The organism is Streptomyces sp. NPDC043861 (genome assembly GCF_056435905.1).
Genome location: NZ_JBWKDP010000019.1, coordinates 118,337 through 134,750 on the forward strand (window position 1 = coordinate 118,337; position 16,414 = coordinate 134,750).

A 16,414-nucleotide genomic window follows, 5' to 3' on the forward strand; every position below is an offset into this window, starting at 1 on the left:
CCCCGTTGTGCAAGCATCCCGTACATGAGCCAACAGCTGCTGCCCGGACGCAGACTCGGCGGTCTCGAGGTGTCTGCGCTCGGTTTCGGTGCGATGGTGCTGTCGCCCGGTGTGTACGGGGAGATCGACGACGCCCGCGGCGAGCGCGCGCTGCTGGCCGCGGCGGACGCGGGCGCGACCTTCTTCGACACATCGGACGGCTACGGACCCGGTGGCCACAATGAACGCCTCGTCGGCAGGGCCCTGCGGGCCAGGCGGGACGAGGTCGCCATCGCACCTCTCGGGGCTCGTGTCTCCCTGCCGGACGACGTCAGGACGCGGCTGGCGGCCATCCTGGAGGCGGCGGATGTGCAGGGCGGGACGTTGCTCCAGGCAGCAGGCAGCAGGCAGCAGGCAGCAGGCAGCAGGCAGCAGGCAGCGCCGCGGGCGGGGGAACGGACCCGCTCGCGCCATGTCATGCCGTCGGGACCTGGCCCCTGCCGTCGTCCTCGTCCTCGGGAAGCTTGCAGACCCGCTCCATGAAGAGGGCGGCGGCGATCACCGCGACGCCTGCCAGAACGGAGAACGCCGCGTAGATCGCCTGGTCGCGGCGGGCCGGGACGTCCAGGGAGCCGAGGAGGAAGACGCCCACACCGGCGTACATACCGCTGACGAGCGCGGCGACGAGCGCGCTTGCCTGGCCGAAGACGACCGCGCGGGCCGCCATCAGCGGTTCCACGCCTTTTGCACCGAGGCGTCGCTCGCGCTGCGCGCGAAGGCGGGCCCGCAACGACAACGCGGTCGCGGTGAGGACCGCCGCGATCGCCGCGAGGACGATCGGCGCGGCCAGCGGCACGCTCGGCAACGTGCCGAACGAGTCCCAGAGGCGCGCACCGCCCCACGACAGCACTCCGGCCACCACGAAGAGCCCGGCCAGTACCCGGAGCCGTAGTTGCTTCACCCGTGTGTCCTTCGTGTCGGCGACCCTGAAGAGCCTAACGACTACTCGGGGAGACGGAGTTCCAGGTCGGCGCGTACCAGGACACCCTCCCGGCCCACACCGGCCAGCAGCTCCGCGACCGTGCCGCGCCCCGGCAGCTGGGCCGCCGGCTCGACGTCGTGCCATGGGGCGAGCACGAAGGCCCGCTCATGGGCCCGGGGGTGCGGCAGCGTGAGGACCGGGTCGTCGGAGATCACATCGGCGTACGCCACGATGTCCACGTCGATGGTGCGCGGCCCCCAGCGCTCCTCGCGCACCCGGTCGTACGCCTCCTCGATCGCCTGTCCGCGCTCCAGCAGCGAGCTGGGCGGCAGTGTGGTCTTCACCACGACCACCGCGTTGAAGTACGCCGGCTGCGAGCCCGGCTCCACGCCCCAGGGCTCCGTCTCGTACACCGGCGAAACCGCCTTCACCCGCACGCCCGGAGTGTCCTCCAGCGCGTCCACCGTGCCCTGGAGCGTCTCCAGCCTGTTGCCCAGGTTGGAGCCCAGGGCGATGACGGCCCATTTCGGGTTGGACAGAGTGATGTCCGCCGCGTCGACCTGTTCGACGACCGCTGCGGGCACCGGCTGCACGGTGGGATCGCTCATGTTCGGCTCCGGGTGATCGTGACGGTGACGTCGTCGAACGGGACGGTGATCGGGGCGTCGGGCTTGTGCACGACCACCTCGACCTCCTGGACGCCCGCGTGCTTGAGGCACTGCTGGGCGATGCGCTCCGCGAGCGTCTCGATCAGATCGACGGGCTCGCCCTGGACGACGTCGACGACCTCCTCCGCCACCACTCCGTAGTGCACGGTCTTCGCCAGGTCGTCGTCGGCCGCCGCCGGGCGGGTGTCCAGGCCGAGCACCAGGTCCACGATGAAGGTCTGCCCCTCCTCGCGCTCCCGGGGGAAGACGCCATGGTGCCCGCGGGCCCTGAGGCCGCGCAGCGCGACACGATCCACGCGAATCACTCCTGCTGTCGTAGGTCTTGCGCGCACGGCGCCGCGTGCGGGCGGCAGCAGTGCACGAATCGAATCTACCTGCGGGCACCGACAGGGCCCGCCCACGGGGCTGCGGGAGGAGCCGACGGTGGCTGGTAGCGGCGCCTACCCCGCCCGGCCGGAAATCAACCTTCCACCAGGGCGCTTACCCACTCAGGTGGGGGACTCGTCGTCCTGTTCGTCCTCCGATTCGGCCAAAACGGGTGAACCGTGGTGTGACCAGATCCTCCATCCGCCCGGTGTGCGACGGAACACATTCGTGGCCACCACCAGCTGCCCGACGAGCGGTCCCAGCTCACCCGCCTCCTCGGCCGGCCCGCCGCTCAGGATGTTCTCGGTACAGGTCACCACGGCGGTGTCCCCGGCCACACTCACCCGCACATCGGTGAGGAAGAACTGGATGTACTCGGTGTTCGCCATGATCAGGGCGTACGAGCGCAGTACCTCACCGCGCCCGGACAGCACCGGCCACCCCGGGTGCACGCACGAGATGTCGTCGCCCCCGTCGCCGTCCAGCCACAGCGCGGAGATCTCCTCGAAGTCGCCGCGTTCCATCGCCTCGTAGAAGGCGGTGTTGGCCTCCTCGACCCGTTCGACGTCCGTACGAGCGGTCACCGGGCTCCCTCGTTGCGTCCGGCTCCTTCTACGGCGCGCGCGACCCTCACGGCGTCCGCCGTCGCCCGCACCTCGTGGACCCGGACCGCCCAGGCGCCCTCATGGGCGGCGATCGCCGAGACGGCGGCGGTGGCGGCGTCCCGTTCACGGGCGGGCGGCGGGGTTGTGGCGCCGGCGGCCAGGACATGGCCGAGGAACCGTTTGCGGGACGCCGCGACCAGAACGGGGCGGCCCAGCGCGCGCAGCTCGGCGAGATGCGCGACCAGTGCGAGGTCGTGCTCGGCCTGCTTGGCGAATCCGAGGCCCGGGTCGATCACGATCCGTTCGGCGGCGACACCGCCGCCGACCACGGCCTCCATACGCTCGCGCAGCTCGCCGACGACCTCGGCGACGACGTCCCCGTAGACCGCCCGGCTGTTCATGTCCGCGCTGAAGCCGCGCCAGTGCATGACCACGAAAGGCACCTCGGCGGCGGCGACGGCAGGGACCATCTCCGGGTCGGCGAGGCCGCCGGAGACGTCGTTGACCAGCACCGCGCCCGCCGAGACCGCCTGCGCCGCGACGGAGGCGCGCATGGTGTCGACCGAGACGGTGACGCCCTCGGCAGCCAGTCCCCGTACGACGGGGACGACGCGCCGCAGCTCCTCGTCCTCGTCGACCCGGGTGGCTCCCGGCCTGGTGGACTCACCGCCGACATCGATCAGGTCGGCGCCCTCGGCTGCCAGGTCGAGACCGCGCTTGACCGCGGCCGTGGTGTCGAACCAGCGGCCGCCGTCGGAGAAGGAGTCCGGTGTCACATTGACGACTCCCATGACCGCACAGCGGTCCCACTCCGGCAGGCCCGTGGCCGTGCCCCGTCCGCGCAAGGTACTCATGCGTCCAGACTAGGCCCGGACGCACGGGTCCCACGCCGGTCCTCCGGCACCGGACCCGTCCTACGCTGCGTGGACTTCCCGCTCGGCGGCGGCCGGAGCGGGGCGGATGTGCGCGCAGGGGCGGGCGGGGCGGGCCTTCCGGCGGCGGAACGGGCGGGGCATCGTGAGGGTCACGAAGCCCTCCGCCTGCATCGCGGCGAAGCCGATCCGCGGCAGATCGCGGGTGTTGCGGAAGACCACGAACCGAGGCTCCCAGCGGGGGCGGAACTTGGCGTTGAACTTGTACAGCGACTCGATCTGGAACCAGCGGGAGAGGAAGACCAGCAGCCCGCGCCAGGTGCGAAGGACAGGGCCGGCACCCAGCTTCTCGCCGCGCGCGAGCGCCGAGCGGAACATCGCGAAGTTGAGGGAGACCCGCTCGATGCCGAGCTTCGGCGAAGCCTGCAGGGCGGCCACGATCAGCAGTTCGTTCATTCCGGGGTCGGCCGAGCGGTCGCGGCGCATCAGGTCCAGGGACATGCCGTCCGGGCCCCAGGGAACGAAGTGGAGGACGGCCTTGAGGTCGCCGTAGGGGGAGTCCGGGTCCTCCTTGTGGGCGGTCGCGATCACACTGTCGCCGTCCGAGGGGTCGCCGATCCGGCCGAGCGCCATGGAGAAGCCGCGCTCGGTCTCCGTACCGCGCCAGTCCCCGGCCGCGCGGCGTATCCGCTCCAGTTCGCCGTCGGACAGGTCACGGACGCGGCGTACGCGCGTCTCGTAGCCGTTGCGCTCGATCCGCTTCACCATCTGGCGCACGTTGCGCATGGCACGCCCGGTCAGCGAGAAATCCGCGACGTCCACCACCGCCTCGTCACCGAGTTCGAGGGCGTCCAGGCCGGTCTCCCGGGTCCACACCTCGCCGCCGGTCTCGGAGCAGCCCATCACGGCAGGGGTCCAGGAGTGGGCCTTGGCCTCGTCCATGAAGCGCTCGATCGCACCGGGCCAGGCCTCCACGTCGCCGATCGGGTCGCCGCTGGCGAGCATCACTCCGGAGACGACGCGGTAGCAGACGGCGGCCTTGCCACTGGGGGAGAAGACGACGCCCTTGTCGCGGCGGAGTGCGAAGTGGCCGAGGGAGTCACGCCCGCCGTGCTTGACGAGCAGTTCGCGCAGTCGGGCCTCGTCGTCCTCGGTGAGCCGGGCGGCCGGCTGCTCGGGCCGGAAGGCGAGGCAGATCGTGGTGATGGCGGTGAGCAGGCCGAGCGCGCCCAGCGAGTAGCCGACGGTCCAGTCGACACCGCCGTCGTAGCCGACCGGGCCCTCCAGGCCGAAGAGGCCGACCAGGACGTGCTCGAGGCGGTCGCTGAGCCCGGGGTTGCCGATGACCTTGTTGGGGTGGGCGCTGACGATGACCAGGCCGAGGCCGATCGAACCGGCGCCCATCAGAACGAAGTTGGCGAGTGCGCGCCAGCGGCTGTGCGGGTCGGGCAGCGCCGCGAACTGTCCGCGGTGGCGGAGCAGAAGCGTGAACAGCGCGAGCGACAGCAGTACCCCGATGACGGAGTTGCGGTACAGGAACTGGGCGACTGCCCCAGCCGGCAGCAGGACCACTGCGGCCCGCCAGGCGCGCCGCTTGTTCCGCTTGAGACCGTGCGCCAGAAGCAGCAGGAGGACGCCCGCGCTCAGCGAGAGCGCGGCGGCGAACGGGCCCAGGGCGCCCGGCAGTACTTCGGCGAAGGCGTGCATCCGACTGTGCCTGAACCGCGGGAACACCCCGGCCGCGATGTCGATCAGGCCGATGAAGGCGCAGGCCGTCCCCACCAGTGCGGGTACGGATTCGGCGCGCGGCCCGCTGAGGATCCGGCGCACCCGAACCGGAACCAACCCCGACTTATCCCCATCTACCGTGACAGACATCGCTTTCCCGTAGCTCCGAGAGAGATCGTGAAGCCCCTCGCCGTAGAACAGTCGGCGCGGACAATTTGCGCTCTCTAGGACGACACTTCCGGGTAGCGGGTTCATCCGTCATCAGGAAATTCTCAGGTTCGCCTCTCACGGAAGAAGCACGATCGTCCCATGGGTCTCACCAGTAACAAGGTTCTGGCGCTGGCCGTACTGGCCGCCGTGGCTCTCTTCGCCACGACGATCTGGCTGTGGCCGCGGCTGTCCCGCCGCAGCTGGCGCGCTGTCCTCGGCCGGGTGGGGCTCCTGCTCGCGACCCAGCTGGCACTGTTCGCCTCGGTCGGGCTCGCCGCCAACAAGTCGTTCCTGTTCTACGGGTCCTGGGCCGACCTCTTCGGCCAGGAACAGGAGATGGGCGTCGTCGTGGACCACTCGGCGAGCAGCAAGCACATCAAGGTGATCGGCAAGGAGAGGCTGGACGTGCCGCACGGCTCCCGCCCGTCGGTCGGCGGTCAGATCCAGAAGATCGTGATCGCGGGTGAGAAGTCGGGGATCGACAGTCCGGCCTACGTGTATCTGCCGCCGGAGTACTTCCAGCCGGCGTACGCGAAGAGGACCTTCCCTGCAACGGTCGTCCTCACCGGCTACCCGGGCACGGCGGAGAACCTGATCAAGGGTCTCAAGTATCCGAGAACGGCGTACCAGCAGGCCGCAGACGGGAAGATGCAGCCGATGATCCTGGTGATGCTGCGTCCGACGGTGGCACCGCCCCGGGACACCGAGTGCGTCGACGTCCCGGGCGGGCCGCAGACCGAGACGTTCTTCGCCAAGGACCTGCCGGCCGCGGTCTCGGAGACGTATCGCGTGGGCAACAAGGCGCGCAACTGGGGGTTCATGGGGAACTCCACGGGGGGTTACTGCGCGCTGAAGATCGCATTGCACCATCCGCAGCAGTTCGCGGTGGGCGCGGGACTGTCCGCCTACTACAAGGCCGCCGAGGATCCGACGACCGGTGATCTCTTCCAGGGCAGCAAGACCGAGCGGCAGCGGGCGAATCTGCTGTGGAGCCTGGACCACCGCCCCCAGGGCGCGTCCTCGTTCCTGGTCACGACGTCGGAGCAGGGCGAGGGAAATCTGAAGGCCACACGCGAGTTCATCAAGAAGGTGAAGGCGCCGGCCCGTGTCTCCTCCATCACGCTCAACAGCGGCGGGCACAACTTCAACACCTGGCGCCGTGAGGTTCCGCCCGCGCTCGTGTGGATGGGCGGGCGGCTGAGCGCGTCGTGACGCGCTCCGGCGCCCGGCACGGCCGGCGTCGGGACTCCCTCAGCGCGGCCCGGTCTTCTCCGCGCCTGCCGCCTTTTCCGCACCTGCGGTCTTTTCCGCGCCTGCGGTCTTCTCCGCGCTCGTGGTCTTCAGCTCTGCCTCGGTGCGAGGGACGTCCTGTGCGTCGGCGTCGATGGAGCGGCGCAGTGCCTGGTGCAACTGTGCCGGGGTCAGCACACCGAGGAAACGTCCCGTCTCCGCCCGGTCGGTGACCGCGATCCAGCCCGCGTCGTGCTGCAGCATCGTTGCGAGCGCCTGCTTGAGCGAGGCACCGACCGGCAGCCGGGCCTCCATGGGGCGCGCATGGTCACGTACGGATCCCGTGGCGCCCGCCGCCCGTTCGGCGGTGATCCAGCCGTACGGACCGTCCGCCCCGTCCAGGACGACGGCCCATGGGGCCCCGAGCTCCCGTGGCAGCGCGTCGTCGAGCCCGACGACCGGCGGCTGTTCGAGGTCCCCCTCCTCGACGGGGGTCACGGACAGTCGCTTCAGCCCGCGGTCCGCGCCGACGAAATCCGCGACATACGCGGTCGCGGGCGCGCCCAGCACGGTCGCCGGGGTGTCGAATTGCTCGATCCTGCCCTGCCCGTAGACGGCGATGCGGTCACCGAGGCGGACGGCCTCCTCGATGTCGTGGGTGACGAACAGGACGGTCTTGCGGACGGCCGCCTGGAGCCTGAGGAACTCGCTCTGGAGGTGCTCACGGACGACCGGGTCGACCGCGCCGAACGGCTCGTCCATCAGCAGGACCGGCGGATCGGCCGCCAGCGCCCTGGCCACGCCGACCCGCTGCCGCTGCCCGCCGGAGAGCTGGTCGGGGTAGCGGTCGCCGTACTTCTTCGGGTCCAGGCCGACCAGGTCGAGAAGCTCGGCGGCCCGGGTGCGGGCCATTCCCCGCTTCCAGCCCAGCAGATGGGGAACGGTTGCCGTGTTCTGCAGCACGGTCTTGTGGGGGAACAGCCCGACCTGCTGGATGACGTAGCCGATACGGCGGCGCAGCTCGACCGGGTCGGTGGTGGATATGTCGTCGCCGTCGAGGAATATCCGGCCGCTGCTGGGCTCGATCAGCCGGTTGACCATTTTCATCGTGGTCGTCTTGCCACAGCCAGAGGGTCCGACGAGCGTGACCAGTTCGCCCTCGGCAACCTCGAAGGAGAGGTCGTCGACGGCGGTGGTGCCGTCCGGATAGCGCTTGGTGACATGCTCGAATCGGATCATGGCCTCCATTGTGGCGGGTGGGGGACGGCCAAGTGTGAAGGCCGTGTTGCCGGAACGCGAAGCTCCTCGGTGGTTGTCAGTGGTGGGGGTTAGGGTCGGTTTCCGGACGGAGTTCCGCAGCTCCGAAGCTGTGGGTTCCGAAGCCGTGGAGTTCCGCAGCTGCGGTTCTGCCGCTGCGGAAACCCGCCGAGCCGGAGATCCGGATCGGCGGAGAGGGAGACGAGACGGGTGACGGGGGCGCCGAATGAGCGGGCAGAACTGCCTGGTGACGAACGACTGGATCTGCGGTGAATATCTCCGTTCCCGCAGCCAGGAGTTGATCGATGCCACGGTCCAGCACGTCTGGATCACCGTCGGTTCCGTGCTGATCGGACTGGCCGTCGCCTTCCCCCTGGCACTGCTGGCCCGCAGCAGCCCCCGTCTCACCGGCCCGGTCCTCGGCCTGACCACCGTGCTGTACACGATTCCGTCGCTCGCGATGTTCTCGCTGCTGCTGCCCTTCTTCGGGCTGTCCGCCGCGCTGGTGATCACCGGCCTGGTGCTGTACTCGCTGACGATTCTCGTGCGGAACATCCTGGCCGGTCTCGAAGCGGTGCCGGCCGAGGCACGAGAGGCGGCGCGAGGGATGGGGTACGGGCCGGGCAGGCTGCTGTGGGAGGTCGAGCTTCCCCTGGCGCTCCCGGCCCTGATGGCGGGCCTTCGGATCGCCACGGTGTCGACGGTCGCCCTCACCACGGTCGGCTCGATCGTCGGCCGCGGCGGTCTCGGCAATCTCATCGAGGACGCACTGCCCAGCTTCTTCAAGGCCCAGGTACTGACCGCTTCGGTCCTCTGTGTGCTGCTGGCCGTCGCCGCCGATCTGCTGCTGCTCGGCGTCCAGCGTCTGCTGACGCCCTGGACGCGAATACGGACACGAGAGGCCCGCTGATGGGGGTACTGGACGGAGCCTGGTCCTGGCTGACCACGGGCTCCAACTGGTCGGGAGAGAACGGGGCCTGGAATCGTCTCGGCGAGCACCTCTACGTCAGCGGGGCCGCCCTCGCACTCGCCTGCCTGATCGCCCTGCCGGCAGCGCTGTATCTCGGGCACATCGGCCGAGGTGGCGCCCTCGCGGTGAATGTCTCCAATGTCGGCCGGGCCGTCCCCGTCTTCGCTGTGCTCGCGCTCTTCATGGTGTCGCCGCTGCGCAGCGCCGGCTATGTCCCGACGATCACCGCGTTGGTGCTGTTCGCCGTGCCGCCGCTGCTGACCAACGCCTATGTGGGGATGCGGGAGGTGGACCGGGCGGTTGTGGAGGCCGCACGGGGGATGGGGATGTCGGGTCGGCAGCTTTTCGCCCGGGTCGAACTTCCCCTCGCGTATCCGATGCTCATGACCGGGCTGCGGTCCGCCGCGGTCCAGGTCGTCGCGACCGCGACGATCGCGGCGATGGTCGGTCAGGGCGGTCTCGGCCGGATCATCACGGCCGGCTTCAACACCTACAACACCCCTCAAGTGGTCGCGGGCGCCCTGCTCGTGGCCGTGCTCGCCCTCCTTGTCGAGGTCGTGCTGGTGCTGGTGGACCGCGTGTGCAGTCCTCAGCGCCTGCGGGGGCCCGGACGTGCCCTGCGGAAATCCGTGTGACGACTCACTCCCTTGGATGGTGAACCTCATGAGCAAGACCTCGCGTATCGCGGGTGCGGTGCTGGGCGTCGTGGGCCTCGTCGGCTCGCTCGCCGCGTGCGGCGGCGCGAGCCTCGAGCAGGAGAAGGGCTCCGGTGGCACGGGCGGTGACGCGGGCGGTGGGAAGAAGGGCACTCTCGTCGTCGGGGCCGCAGCGTTCACCGAGTCCAAGGTGCTCGCCGAGCTCTACGCCCAGGCGCTGGGAGCCGCCGGATACAGCACGTCCGTCACCACGGTGAAAAACCGTGAGCTCTACGAACCCTCACTGGAGAAGGGCGAGATCGACGTCGTACCGGAATATGCGGCGACGATTGCCGAATTCCTGAACGCGAAGGCGAACGGGCCGAAGGCCCCCGAGGAGAAGCCGGTCGCCTCCAGCGATGTCGCGCGCACCGTCGCCGGACTCCGGAAGCTCGCCGAGCCACGTGGGCTCAAAGTGCTGCCCGCCGGAGCGGCCGTCGATCAGAATGCCTTCGCGGTGAGCAAGGAATTCGCCGAGAAGAAAAAGCTCAAGACCCTTTCCGATCTCGGGAGGTCGAAGCTCGAGGTCAAGATCGCAGCCGGGGACGAGTGCGAAGTGCGGCCCTTCTGTGCGCCCGGCCTCAAGAAGGTCTACGGCATCGATGTGGCGGGTGTGGACCCGAAGGGCGTCGGGACGCCCCAGGCGAAGCAGGCGGTCAAGGACGGCGAGGACCAGCTGGTGCTCACCACCACGACCGATGCCACGCTGGACACCTTCGGGCTGGTGCTGCTGGAGGACGACAAGAAGCTCCAGAACGCGGACAACGTGCTGCCGGTCCTCAACGCGAGGGACGCGGGCACGAAGGAGATAGCGGACATTCTGGGCAAGCTCACCAGCGCGCTGACGACGCAGGATCTTGTGGAGCTGAATCGGAAGGTGGACGCGGAGAGGGTGAAGCCGCAGGACGTGGCCAGGGAATATCTGGTGTCCAAGGGCCTGATCGGGAACTGATGAGCTGACCGGGGGTAGTTCCGGGAGGATCGCGGTGTCCGGTGCCGGTGCCGGGGCCGAGGGGAAGGATCGCCAGGCGGATCATCAGGGGGTGGCGCACTCCTCCTGGCTTCGCCGGGAGTCCCCCACTCGGACGGGGGCCGGGGGAGAGCACCCTCGTACGGGTGGGGGTGCCTCCCGGGCGTGGCTTCGGGAAGTGCTCTGGCGACTCCGCCAATGCCGCGGTGCGACGGTGCGGCGGTGCCGCGGTGCGGGCGGCGCGAGCCGGTGAAACTTTCCGGTCGCCGCAGTGGGTCGCGGCAAGAGGGGATTTGGTCCTGGGGGTGGGTGGGGCAACAGGCCCGGCCTGCTCGGAAGCCGAATCGGAATGACCTCGTCCGGATTTTGCATCGGTCCCGGAAGGGCCCGGCCAGGGGCTTGGAGAGGGGTCGGACAGGCGCTCAGGCACGGCTTCGGGGTGACTTCGATCCGGCTGTGGCCCCGGCCGGATCGAAGTACGGCTCGAACTGACGAAGAGATTGCCGATGCGACCCCCCATTCGTCACCTACGCACGGTAAATTTCAGGCCATGCCACGAGGACGCCACCGCCATTCCCCACCTCTGCACCGGCTTCTCCCGCCCGCCGCGGTCGCCGGAGCTTCGGTTCTCTGTGCCACCGGTGCATGGCTGTTCGCGGATCCCGTCGTGCTCCGCATCATGGTCGCGGCAGCGGCGGCGGCCGCTGTCACCGGCGCGGTGCTCATGCGAAGTTGGGACCGGAGCGCGGGCCGCCGCGTCGCCGAGCTCACCCGCGCCCGTGCCAGCGACGCCTGGAAGACCGAGGAGCGCTTGGCCGAGCTGGAGGCCGATCTCGACGAGTCCCGCGAGCTGCGCGCCAAGCTGGACGCGAAGCTCCGCTCCAAGCGGGTCGAGCTGGCAGGGCTGCGCAACGAGCATGCCGCGCTGCTGAGGCGGTACGCCAACGCCGAGACGGAGCGTGCCAGTGCGCTCGAAGGCCGTCGGCAGCTCGCGATCGAGGCGTCCGCGCCCAAGGAACTTCTCCCGGCCGGTTCCACGCCCACGCCGTCCGCGTACCTGCGGGCCGCCAAGGCGCTGGAGAACCTGTCACGCAACGCCGCGGCCCAGGAGGCCAAGCGCACCGTCGAGGAGGCCCGCAAGCGCGATGTCGCAGAGCGGGCGAGGGAGGCGGAGGAGCCGCAGGGGAAGCACGCGGCGGTCGCCGGGGAGGAACACACCCGCCCGTCGTCCGCCAACCTTGCGAGGAGGCCGGTGCCGATCGCCTCGGCGATCGTCCCCTACACCGCACGCCAGTCCCGTCCCCTCGGAGGCTTCGACTTCTTCGGTACGGGAGGCGGACAGCGCGCCGAGCTGGTGTCGGTACAGGACGAGGACCTGGCGGACGTGGTCGGCGAGGAGGCGCTGGCCGACAGCAAGCGCACGCAGGACCGTGCCGTGGGCGAAGTCATCGACCTGACCGTGCACGACGAGACGGAGCAGCTGGACGTCGTGGAGTTGCGCAGCGCGATCTCCTGATGTGATGGGCAGCGGGCCCCACGGGGCCGTGCATGGGCCGGCCGTGCGGCGGCGCTGCCCGTGGGGCGGCGCCGCCGGTGTATCGGCCCCCGTGTCTGCCTACTTGTCGATGTCCCCGACCACGAAGAACAGCGACCCCAGGATCGCCACCATGTCGGCGACGAGCGTGCCGGGCAGCAGCTCGGTCAGTGCCTGGATGTTGTTGTACGAGGCCGACCGGAGCTTGAGACGGTACGGCGTCTTCTCGCCCTTGGAGACCAGGTAGTAGCCGTTGATCCCGAGCGGGTTCTCGGTCCAGGCGTAGGTGTGGCCCTCGGGCGCCTTCAGGACCTTGGGCAGGCGCTGGTTGATGGGGCCGGGCGGCAGCTCTGCGATCCGGTCCAGGCAGGCGTCCGCCAGCTCGAGCGCATTGTGCGTCTGGTCCAGCAGGCACTCGAAGCGGGCCAGGCAGTCGCCCTCGGTCCGGGTGACGACCTTGAGGGTGTCCTGGAGTTCGCCGTACGCGAGGTACGGCTCGTCACGTCGAAGGTCGAAATCGACGCCGGAGGCGCGGGCGATCGGACCGGAGACGCCGTACGCGTGCGCCGTCTGCTCGGTCAGGACGCCGATTCCGCGCGTACGGCCCCGGAAGATCTCGTTGCCGAGCACGAGCCGGTCGTACACGTCCATCCGTGAGCGCACATCGGCGACCGCCTGCCGGGCACGGCCGGCCCAGCCTGCGGGGAGGTCCTCCTTGAGACCGCCGACCCGGTTGAACATGTAGTGCATCCGGCCGCCGGAGATCTCCTCCATGACGTTCTGGAGCTCTTCCCGCTCGCGGAAGGCATAGAAGACCGGGGTGATTCCGCCCAGTTCGAGGGGATAGGACCCGAGGAACATCAAGTGGTTGAGGATCCGGTTCAGCTCGGCGAGGAGCGTCCGCGTCCAGGCGGCGCGTTCGGGGACCTCCATGCCGAGCATCCGCTCGACGGCCATGACGACACCGAGCTCGTTCGAGAACGCGGACAGCCAGTCGTGGCGGTTCGCCAGCATCACGATCTGGCGGTAGTCGCGCGCCTCGAAGAGCTTCTCCGCGCCACGGTGCATATAGCCGATCACCGGCTCGGCATGCTGGATGCGCTCGCCGTCCAGGACGAGCCGGAGCCGGAGCACGCCGTGCGTGGAAGGGTGCTGCGGGCCGATGTTCAGCACCATGTCGGTGCTCTCCGCCGCGCCGCCGATGCCGACCGTCGTCTCCGTCATGGGCGACAGTATCCCTCGCCCGGGCGAGGGGCCGCGGCCCGGCCCGAGTGCCGGACACCGCCGGCCCGGGGCACGGCACCGTCCCGGCCACGTGGCCGGACCGCGTGCGGCGGTGAAAGCCCGGAACTCGGGGCCGGGCGGCCGGGCGGCCGGTGGGCGCCGGTGGCGATCCGACGGCGTGGAGTCCATCGGCGCAGTGCGCGGGCAGCACGGCCGTGCTCGGGGGACACGGCCGTCACCACCCGCTGATGCCCGGATCCCGGCCCGGCCCCGCCGGCATGCGTCCCTACCGGCCCCCTGGCGTGTGGCCGTGTGTTCGGACCGGCCCCCTGGCGTGTGGCCGTGTGTTCGGAACGGGGCTCTGGTGCGCGGCGTGTGTTCGGACCGGGGCTCTGGTGCGCGGCGTGTGTTCGGAACGGGGCTCTGGCGCTGCCGGCCGCGTATCGACCGGCATTCCGGGAGTGCCGCGCTTGCGGTGTGCACCGACCGGGACACGTCGCACGTGGCGCACCGGTCGGCGTTGCAGGGCCCAGGCAATGTCTGCCCCGGCCCTGCCGCCCCGTGTGCCTCTGGGCCGCGCCCGTGCGCCCTGCACCGGGCCGTTTCCGGCCCACCGGCACGGCGATGCCACTGGCGGCCGGTGCGGTGGGGCGTGGAGGTTCGTGGCTGCTGTCCGCGGCTCCGTCGGCGGCGGCCGGGCAGGGGGCCGCCAAGAAGGCCGGGTCCGTGCAGGTCGGGTCCGTGCAGGTCAGGTTTGTGCAGGTCAGGTCCGTGGCGCCGAGGTTCGGGGCCGGGGGGCGGGGGTGCTCATACCGCCGGGCCCGCCGCTGCCGGGACCGGCTGGAGCAGCCACAGGAAGTCGCCGAGGCCGCCGCGGGCCGTCAGCTCGGCCGCTTCGCCCGCCGATGCCAGGGCGCGTACGTATGCCGTGGGGTCCGACGAGGCCAGAGCGAGCGGCGGTCGGGTGCCGGAGACGCCGAGGCGGTGAAGGGCCTCGCGCTGGGACACCAGTTCGGCGCCGGGCCCCGCGCACGCGTCCATGGCCACGTGCGCCGTGATGTCGCAGCCACCGTCCGGGACCGGGCGCACCTCGCGCCCGCCGCGGAAGCCGGTCAGCGTCCCGAAGGCCGGCCGGTCGCCGGTGCGGTGCGCGTAGTCCACGGCAACGGCCAAACCCGCGTCCAGGATCCCGACCGCCGCCGCCCACGCCTCCTCGCGCGGCCGGCCGATCTCCACGCGCGTGCCCGGCCCGCCCGGCGGCCACCAGCGGTCCAGCCACTCCGCGTCCGCTCCCCCCACCGGGTCCCCGAGGCGTTCCCTGCCGTCCGCGGGCCGGACCAGGACGTACCGGGCGACACCCGCCCCGTCCACCTCCGCGACATCCACCGGAACGTTGTCCAGCCACTCGTTCGCGAAGAGCAGCCCGGTCACCCCGGACGGGGGCCGCTCGGTCCAGCCGATTCGCGGGTCGAGCCCGGCCGGGCGCCCGGCACGTTCGACACCACACGCCCTTACCGGGCGACCGTCGGGCAGCCGCCCCTCGGGGAGCGCCGCCAGCACGGCCGTCAGCAGCTCCCCGCGCCCGGCGCCCATGTCCACGAACGTGATCTCGGGAGCGTCCGGCAGGGACTCCGCGGTCTGGGTGAGAAGCCGGGCGACGGCGGCGGCGAACAGCGGCGAGGCATGGACCGAGGTCCGGAAGTGTCCCGCCGGGCCCTCCGGGCGGAGGTAGAACCCCTCGGGGCCGTACAGCGCGCGTTCCGTCGCCTCCCGCCAGGGGAGCCAGCGGTCCGGTTCTTCGGTTGCCTCATTCGTCACGCGTGCCAGTCTCCACCTTGCGGAGTAGGCGGCTCCCGACCGGATCGACCCTCCGGTTGACCCCTGCACCTTTCTGCCTTCCCTACGCTGGGTCACGTGCAGCGCCTCTATGACTTCATCCGCAGACACCCGACGGGCGTCGACACCTTCTGGGCGGTCGTCCTCTTCGGGTTCTCCATGCTGTGGGTCGTCCAGGAGACCGTCGGGAACGACCCCAGGGTCGTGGCCGCCGGAATCGTCCTCCTGCTCTGTCTCACGGTCGCGCTGCGCCGCCGCGCACCCGAGAAGATGCTCCTGCTCGTGGCCGCCCTCGGTGTCGCCCAGCTCGTGCTGGACATCCAGGTCAACCCGGCGGACTTCGCGATGCTCGTGATCATCTACACGGTCGCGGCGCACGACGGCCCGCGCTGGGCCTCCCGGCTCGCGCTCGTCGGCGGACTCGCCGCGGCCACGCTGTCCCAGATCCGGTGGCCGGAGGGGAACGCCGGAGTCGGTCAGCGGATCTTCATCACCGTCGTCATGAGCGTTCCGTTCGCACTCGCCTGGGTACTCGGTGACTCCCTGCGCACCCGCCGCGCCTACTTCGCCCAGCTGGAAGAGCGTGCCTCCAGGCTGGAGAAGGAGCGTGAGGCACAGTCCAAGGTGGCGGTCGCCGCCGAGCGGGCCCGGATCGCCCGCGAGCTCCACGACGTCGTTGCGCACAATGTCTCGGTGATGGTGGTGCAGGCCGATGGAGCCGCGTACGTCCTGGACACCGCGCCCGACCAGGCCCGGCAGGCGCTGGAGACCATCTCGGGCACCGGGCGCCAGGCGCTCGCCGAGATGCGCCGGCTGCTCGGCGTGCTGCGCACCGGTGATGCCCCGGAGAGCGGGGAGTACGTACCCCAGCCCGACGTCGAGCAGATCGAGGTCCTGGTCGAGCAGGTGCGGACTGCGGGCCTCGAGATCGACTTCAAGATCGAGGGCACTCCGCGGCCCCTGCCCAGCGGCGTGGAGCTCACGGCGTACCGCATCGTGCAGGAGGCCCTCACCAACACCCGCAAGCACGGCGGCCCCGACGTCGGGGCGAGCGTGCGGCTCGTGTACTTCGACGACGGGCTCGGACTCCTCGTCGAGGACGACGGCCGTGGCGCGTCGCACGAGATGTACGAGGACGGCGGCGCCGACGGCAAGGGACACGGACTGATCGGCATGCGTGAGCGCGTCGGCATGGTCGGCGGCACCCTCGATGCGGGGCCCCGCCCGGGTGGCGGATTCCGGATCAGCGCCCTGCTGCCGCTCAAGCCCGCCCACTAGGCTCACCACG

16 protein-coding genes are annotated in these 16,414 nt (G+C 70.6%); 7 read left to right on the top strand and 9 right to left on the bottom strand.

Annotated features, from left to right (window positions below):
- Window positions 1-24 precede the first annotated feature (24 nt).
- Complete coding sequence (locus AC068D_RS32785) at window positions 25-522, top strand: aldo/keto reductase (protein WP_478826763.1); 498 nt, start codon at window positions 25-27, stop codon at window positions 520-522.
- Here the strand turns inward: AC068D_RS32785 and AC068D_RS32790 are convergent.
- The 6 genes from AC068D_RS32790 to AC068D_RS32815 form a co-directional block, all read right to left on the bottom strand.
- Entirely contained in the window at window positions 455-940 is a 486-nt protein-coding gene (locus AC068D_RS32790) for a DUF3180 domain-containing protein (RefSeq protein WP_478826764.1), read from the bottom strand. The genes AC068D_RS32785 and AC068D_RS32790 overlap by 68 nt on opposite strands.
- A 41-nt stretch (window positions 941-981) precedes the next feature.
- On the bottom strand, window positions 982-1,569 hold the full coding sequence (gene folK / locus AC068D_RS32795; RefSeq protein ID WP_478826765.1) for a 2-amino-4-hydroxy-6-hydroxymethyldihydropteridine diphosphokinase: 588 nt from the start codon (window positions 1,567-1,569) through the stop codon (window positions 982-984).
- On the bottom strand, window positions 1,566-1,925 hold the full coding sequence (folB, locus tag AC068D_RS32800) for a dihydroneopterin aldolase (protein WP_478826766.1): 360 nt from the start codon (window positions 1,923-1,925) through the stop codon (window positions 1,566-1,568). The genes folK and folB overlap by 4 nt, the downstream gene beginning before the upstream one ends.
- Before the next feature lie 192 nt (window positions 1,926-2,117).
- Window positions 2,118-2,579 (bottom strand): nuclear transport factor 2 family protein, encoded by a 462-nt coding sequence (locus AC068D_RS32805; protein ID WP_478826767.1) that lies wholly within the window; start codon window positions 2,577-2,579, stop codon window positions 2,118-2,120.
- On the bottom strand, window positions 2,576-3,454 hold the full coding sequence (folP, locus tag AC068D_RS32810; RefSeq protein ID WP_478826768.1) for a dihydropteroate synthase: 879 nt from the start codon (window positions 3,452-3,454) through the stop codon (window positions 2,576-2,578). Before folP ends, AC068D_RS32805 begins: the two co-directional genes overlap by 4 nt.
- 60 nt (window positions 3,455-3,514) lie before the next feature.
- Window positions 3,515-5,350 carry a phosphatidylglycerol lysyltransferase domain-containing protein gene (locus AC068D_RS32815; RefSeq protein WP_478826769.1) on the bottom strand — a complete coding sequence of 612 codons (1,836 nt, stop codon included), beginning with the start codon at window positions 5,348-5,350 and terminating at the stop codon, window positions 3,515-3,517.
- 159 nt (window positions 5,351-5,509) lie between these two features.
- On the opposite strand from AC068D_RS32815, the gene AC068D_RS32820 reads away from it, so the two are divergent.
- On the top strand, window positions 5,510-6,622 hold the full coding sequence (locus tag AC068D_RS32820; RefSeq protein ID WP_478826770.1) for an alpha/beta hydrolase: 1,113 nt from the start codon (window positions 5,510-5,512) through the stop codon (window positions 6,620-6,622).
- Window positions 6,623-6,661: 39 nt separating this feature from the next.
- On the opposite strand, the gene AC068D_RS32825 is transcribed toward AC068D_RS32820, so the two are convergent.
- Window positions 6,662-7,879, bottom strand: coding sequence for an ABC transporter ATP-binding protein (locus AC068D_RS32825; protein WP_478826771.1), 1,218 nt, complete (start codon window positions 7,877-7,879; stop codon window positions 6,662-6,664).
- Window positions 7,880-8,123: 244 nt separating this feature from the next.
- Here AC068D_RS32825 and AC068D_RS32830 point away from each other — a divergent pair, with 244 nt between their 5' ends.
- From AC068D_RS32830 to AC068D_RS32845, 4 genes are all read left to right on the top strand, one after another.
- Window positions 8,124-8,807, top strand: a complete 684-nt coding sequence (locus AC068D_RS32830; protein ID WP_478826772.1) for an ABC transporter permease — start codon at window positions 8,124-8,126, stop codon at window positions 8,805-8,807.
- Complete coding sequence (locus AC068D_RS32835) at window positions 8,807-9,502, top strand: ABC transporter permease (protein WP_478826773.1); 696 nt, start codon at window positions 8,807-8,809, stop codon at window positions 9,500-9,502. Before AC068D_RS32830 ends, AC068D_RS32835 begins: the two co-directional genes overlap by 1 nt.
- Window positions 9,503-9,530: 28 nt before the next feature.
- Entirely contained in the window at window positions 9,531-10,514 is a 984-nt protein-coding gene (locus tag AC068D_RS32840; protein ID WP_478826774.1) for an ABC transporter substrate-binding protein, read from the top strand.
- A 568-nt stretch (window positions 10,515-11,082) separates the two neighbouring features.
- Window positions 11,083-12,048, top strand: a complete 966-nt coding sequence (locus AC068D_RS32845) for a hypothetical protein (protein ID WP_478826775.1) — start codon at window positions 11,083-11,085, stop codon at window positions 12,046-12,048.
- Window positions 12,049-12,147: 99 nt separating this feature from the next.
- Here the strand turns inward: AC068D_RS32845 and AC068D_RS32850 are convergent, their stop codons facing one another.
- Together AC068D_RS32850 and AC068D_RS32855 are read right to left on the bottom strand one after the other, a co-directional pair.
- A complete protein-coding gene (locus tag AC068D_RS32850) occupies window positions 12,148-13,290 on the bottom strand; it encodes an NADH-quinone oxidoreductase subunit D (RefSeq protein ID WP_478826776.1) in 1,143 nt (380 codons plus the stop codon).
- A gap of 807 nt (window positions 13,291-14,097) precedes the next feature.
- On the bottom strand, window positions 14,098-15,108 hold the full coding sequence (locus tag AC068D_RS32855) for an SAM-dependent methyltransferase (protein WP_478826777.1): 1,011 nt from the start codon (window positions 15,106-15,108) through the stop codon (window positions 14,098-14,100).
- A 96-nt stretch (window positions 15,109-15,204) separates the two neighbouring features.
- Here AC068D_RS32855 and AC068D_RS32860 point away from each other — a divergent pair, with 96 nt between their 5' ends.
- Window positions 15,205-16,404 (top strand): sensor histidine kinase, encoded by a 1,200-nt coding sequence (locus AC068D_RS32860; RefSeq protein ID WP_478826778.1) that lies wholly within the window; start codon window positions 15,205-15,207, stop codon window positions 16,402-16,404.
- The last annotated feature ends 10 nt before the right edge of the window (window positions 16,405-16,414 follow it).

Coding starts and splice junctions, on each gene's coding strand:
- folK (WP_478826765.1), bottom strand. CDS start 1,569: ATGAGCGATCCCACCGTGCAGCCGGTGCCCGCAGCGGTCGTCGAACAG.
- folP (WP_478826768.1), bottom strand. CDS start 3,454: ATGAGTACCTTGCGCGGACGGGGCACGGCCACGGGCCTGCCGGAGTGG.
- AC068D_RS32815 (WP_478826769.1), bottom strand. CDS start 5,350: ATGTCTGTCACGGTAGATGGGGATAAGTCGGGGTTGGTTCCGGTTCGG.
- AC068D_RS32830 (WP_478826772.1), top strand. CDS start 8,124: ATGAGCGGGCAGAACTGCCTGGTGACGAACGACTGGATCTGCGGTGAA.
- AC068D_RS32845 (WP_478826775.1), top strand. CDS start 11,083: ATGCCACGAGGACGCCACCGCCATTCCCCACCTCTGCACCGGCTTCTC.
- AC068D_RS32785 (WP_478826763.1), top strand. CDS start 25: ATGAGCCAACAGCTGCTGCCCGGACGCAGACTCGGCGGTCTCGAGGTG.
- AC068D_RS32820 (WP_478826770.1), top strand. CDS start 5,510: ATGGGTCTCACCAGTAACAAGGTTCTGGCGCTGGCCGTACTGGCCGCC.
- AC068D_RS32840 (WP_478826774.1), top strand. CDS start 9,531: ATGAGCAAGACCTCGCGTATCGCGGGTGCGGTGCTGGGCGTCGTGGGC.
- AC068D_RS32825 (WP_478826771.1), bottom strand. CDS start 7,879: ATGATCCGATTCGAGCATGTCACCAAGCGCTATCCGGACGGCACCACC.
- AC068D_RS32835 (WP_478826773.1), top strand. CDS start 8,807: ATGGGGGTACTGGACGGAGCCTGGTCCTGGCTGACCACGGGCTCCAAC.
- AC068D_RS32850 (WP_478826776.1), bottom strand. CDS start 13,290: ATGACGGAGACGACGGTCGGCATCGGCGGCGCGGCGGAGAGCACCGAC.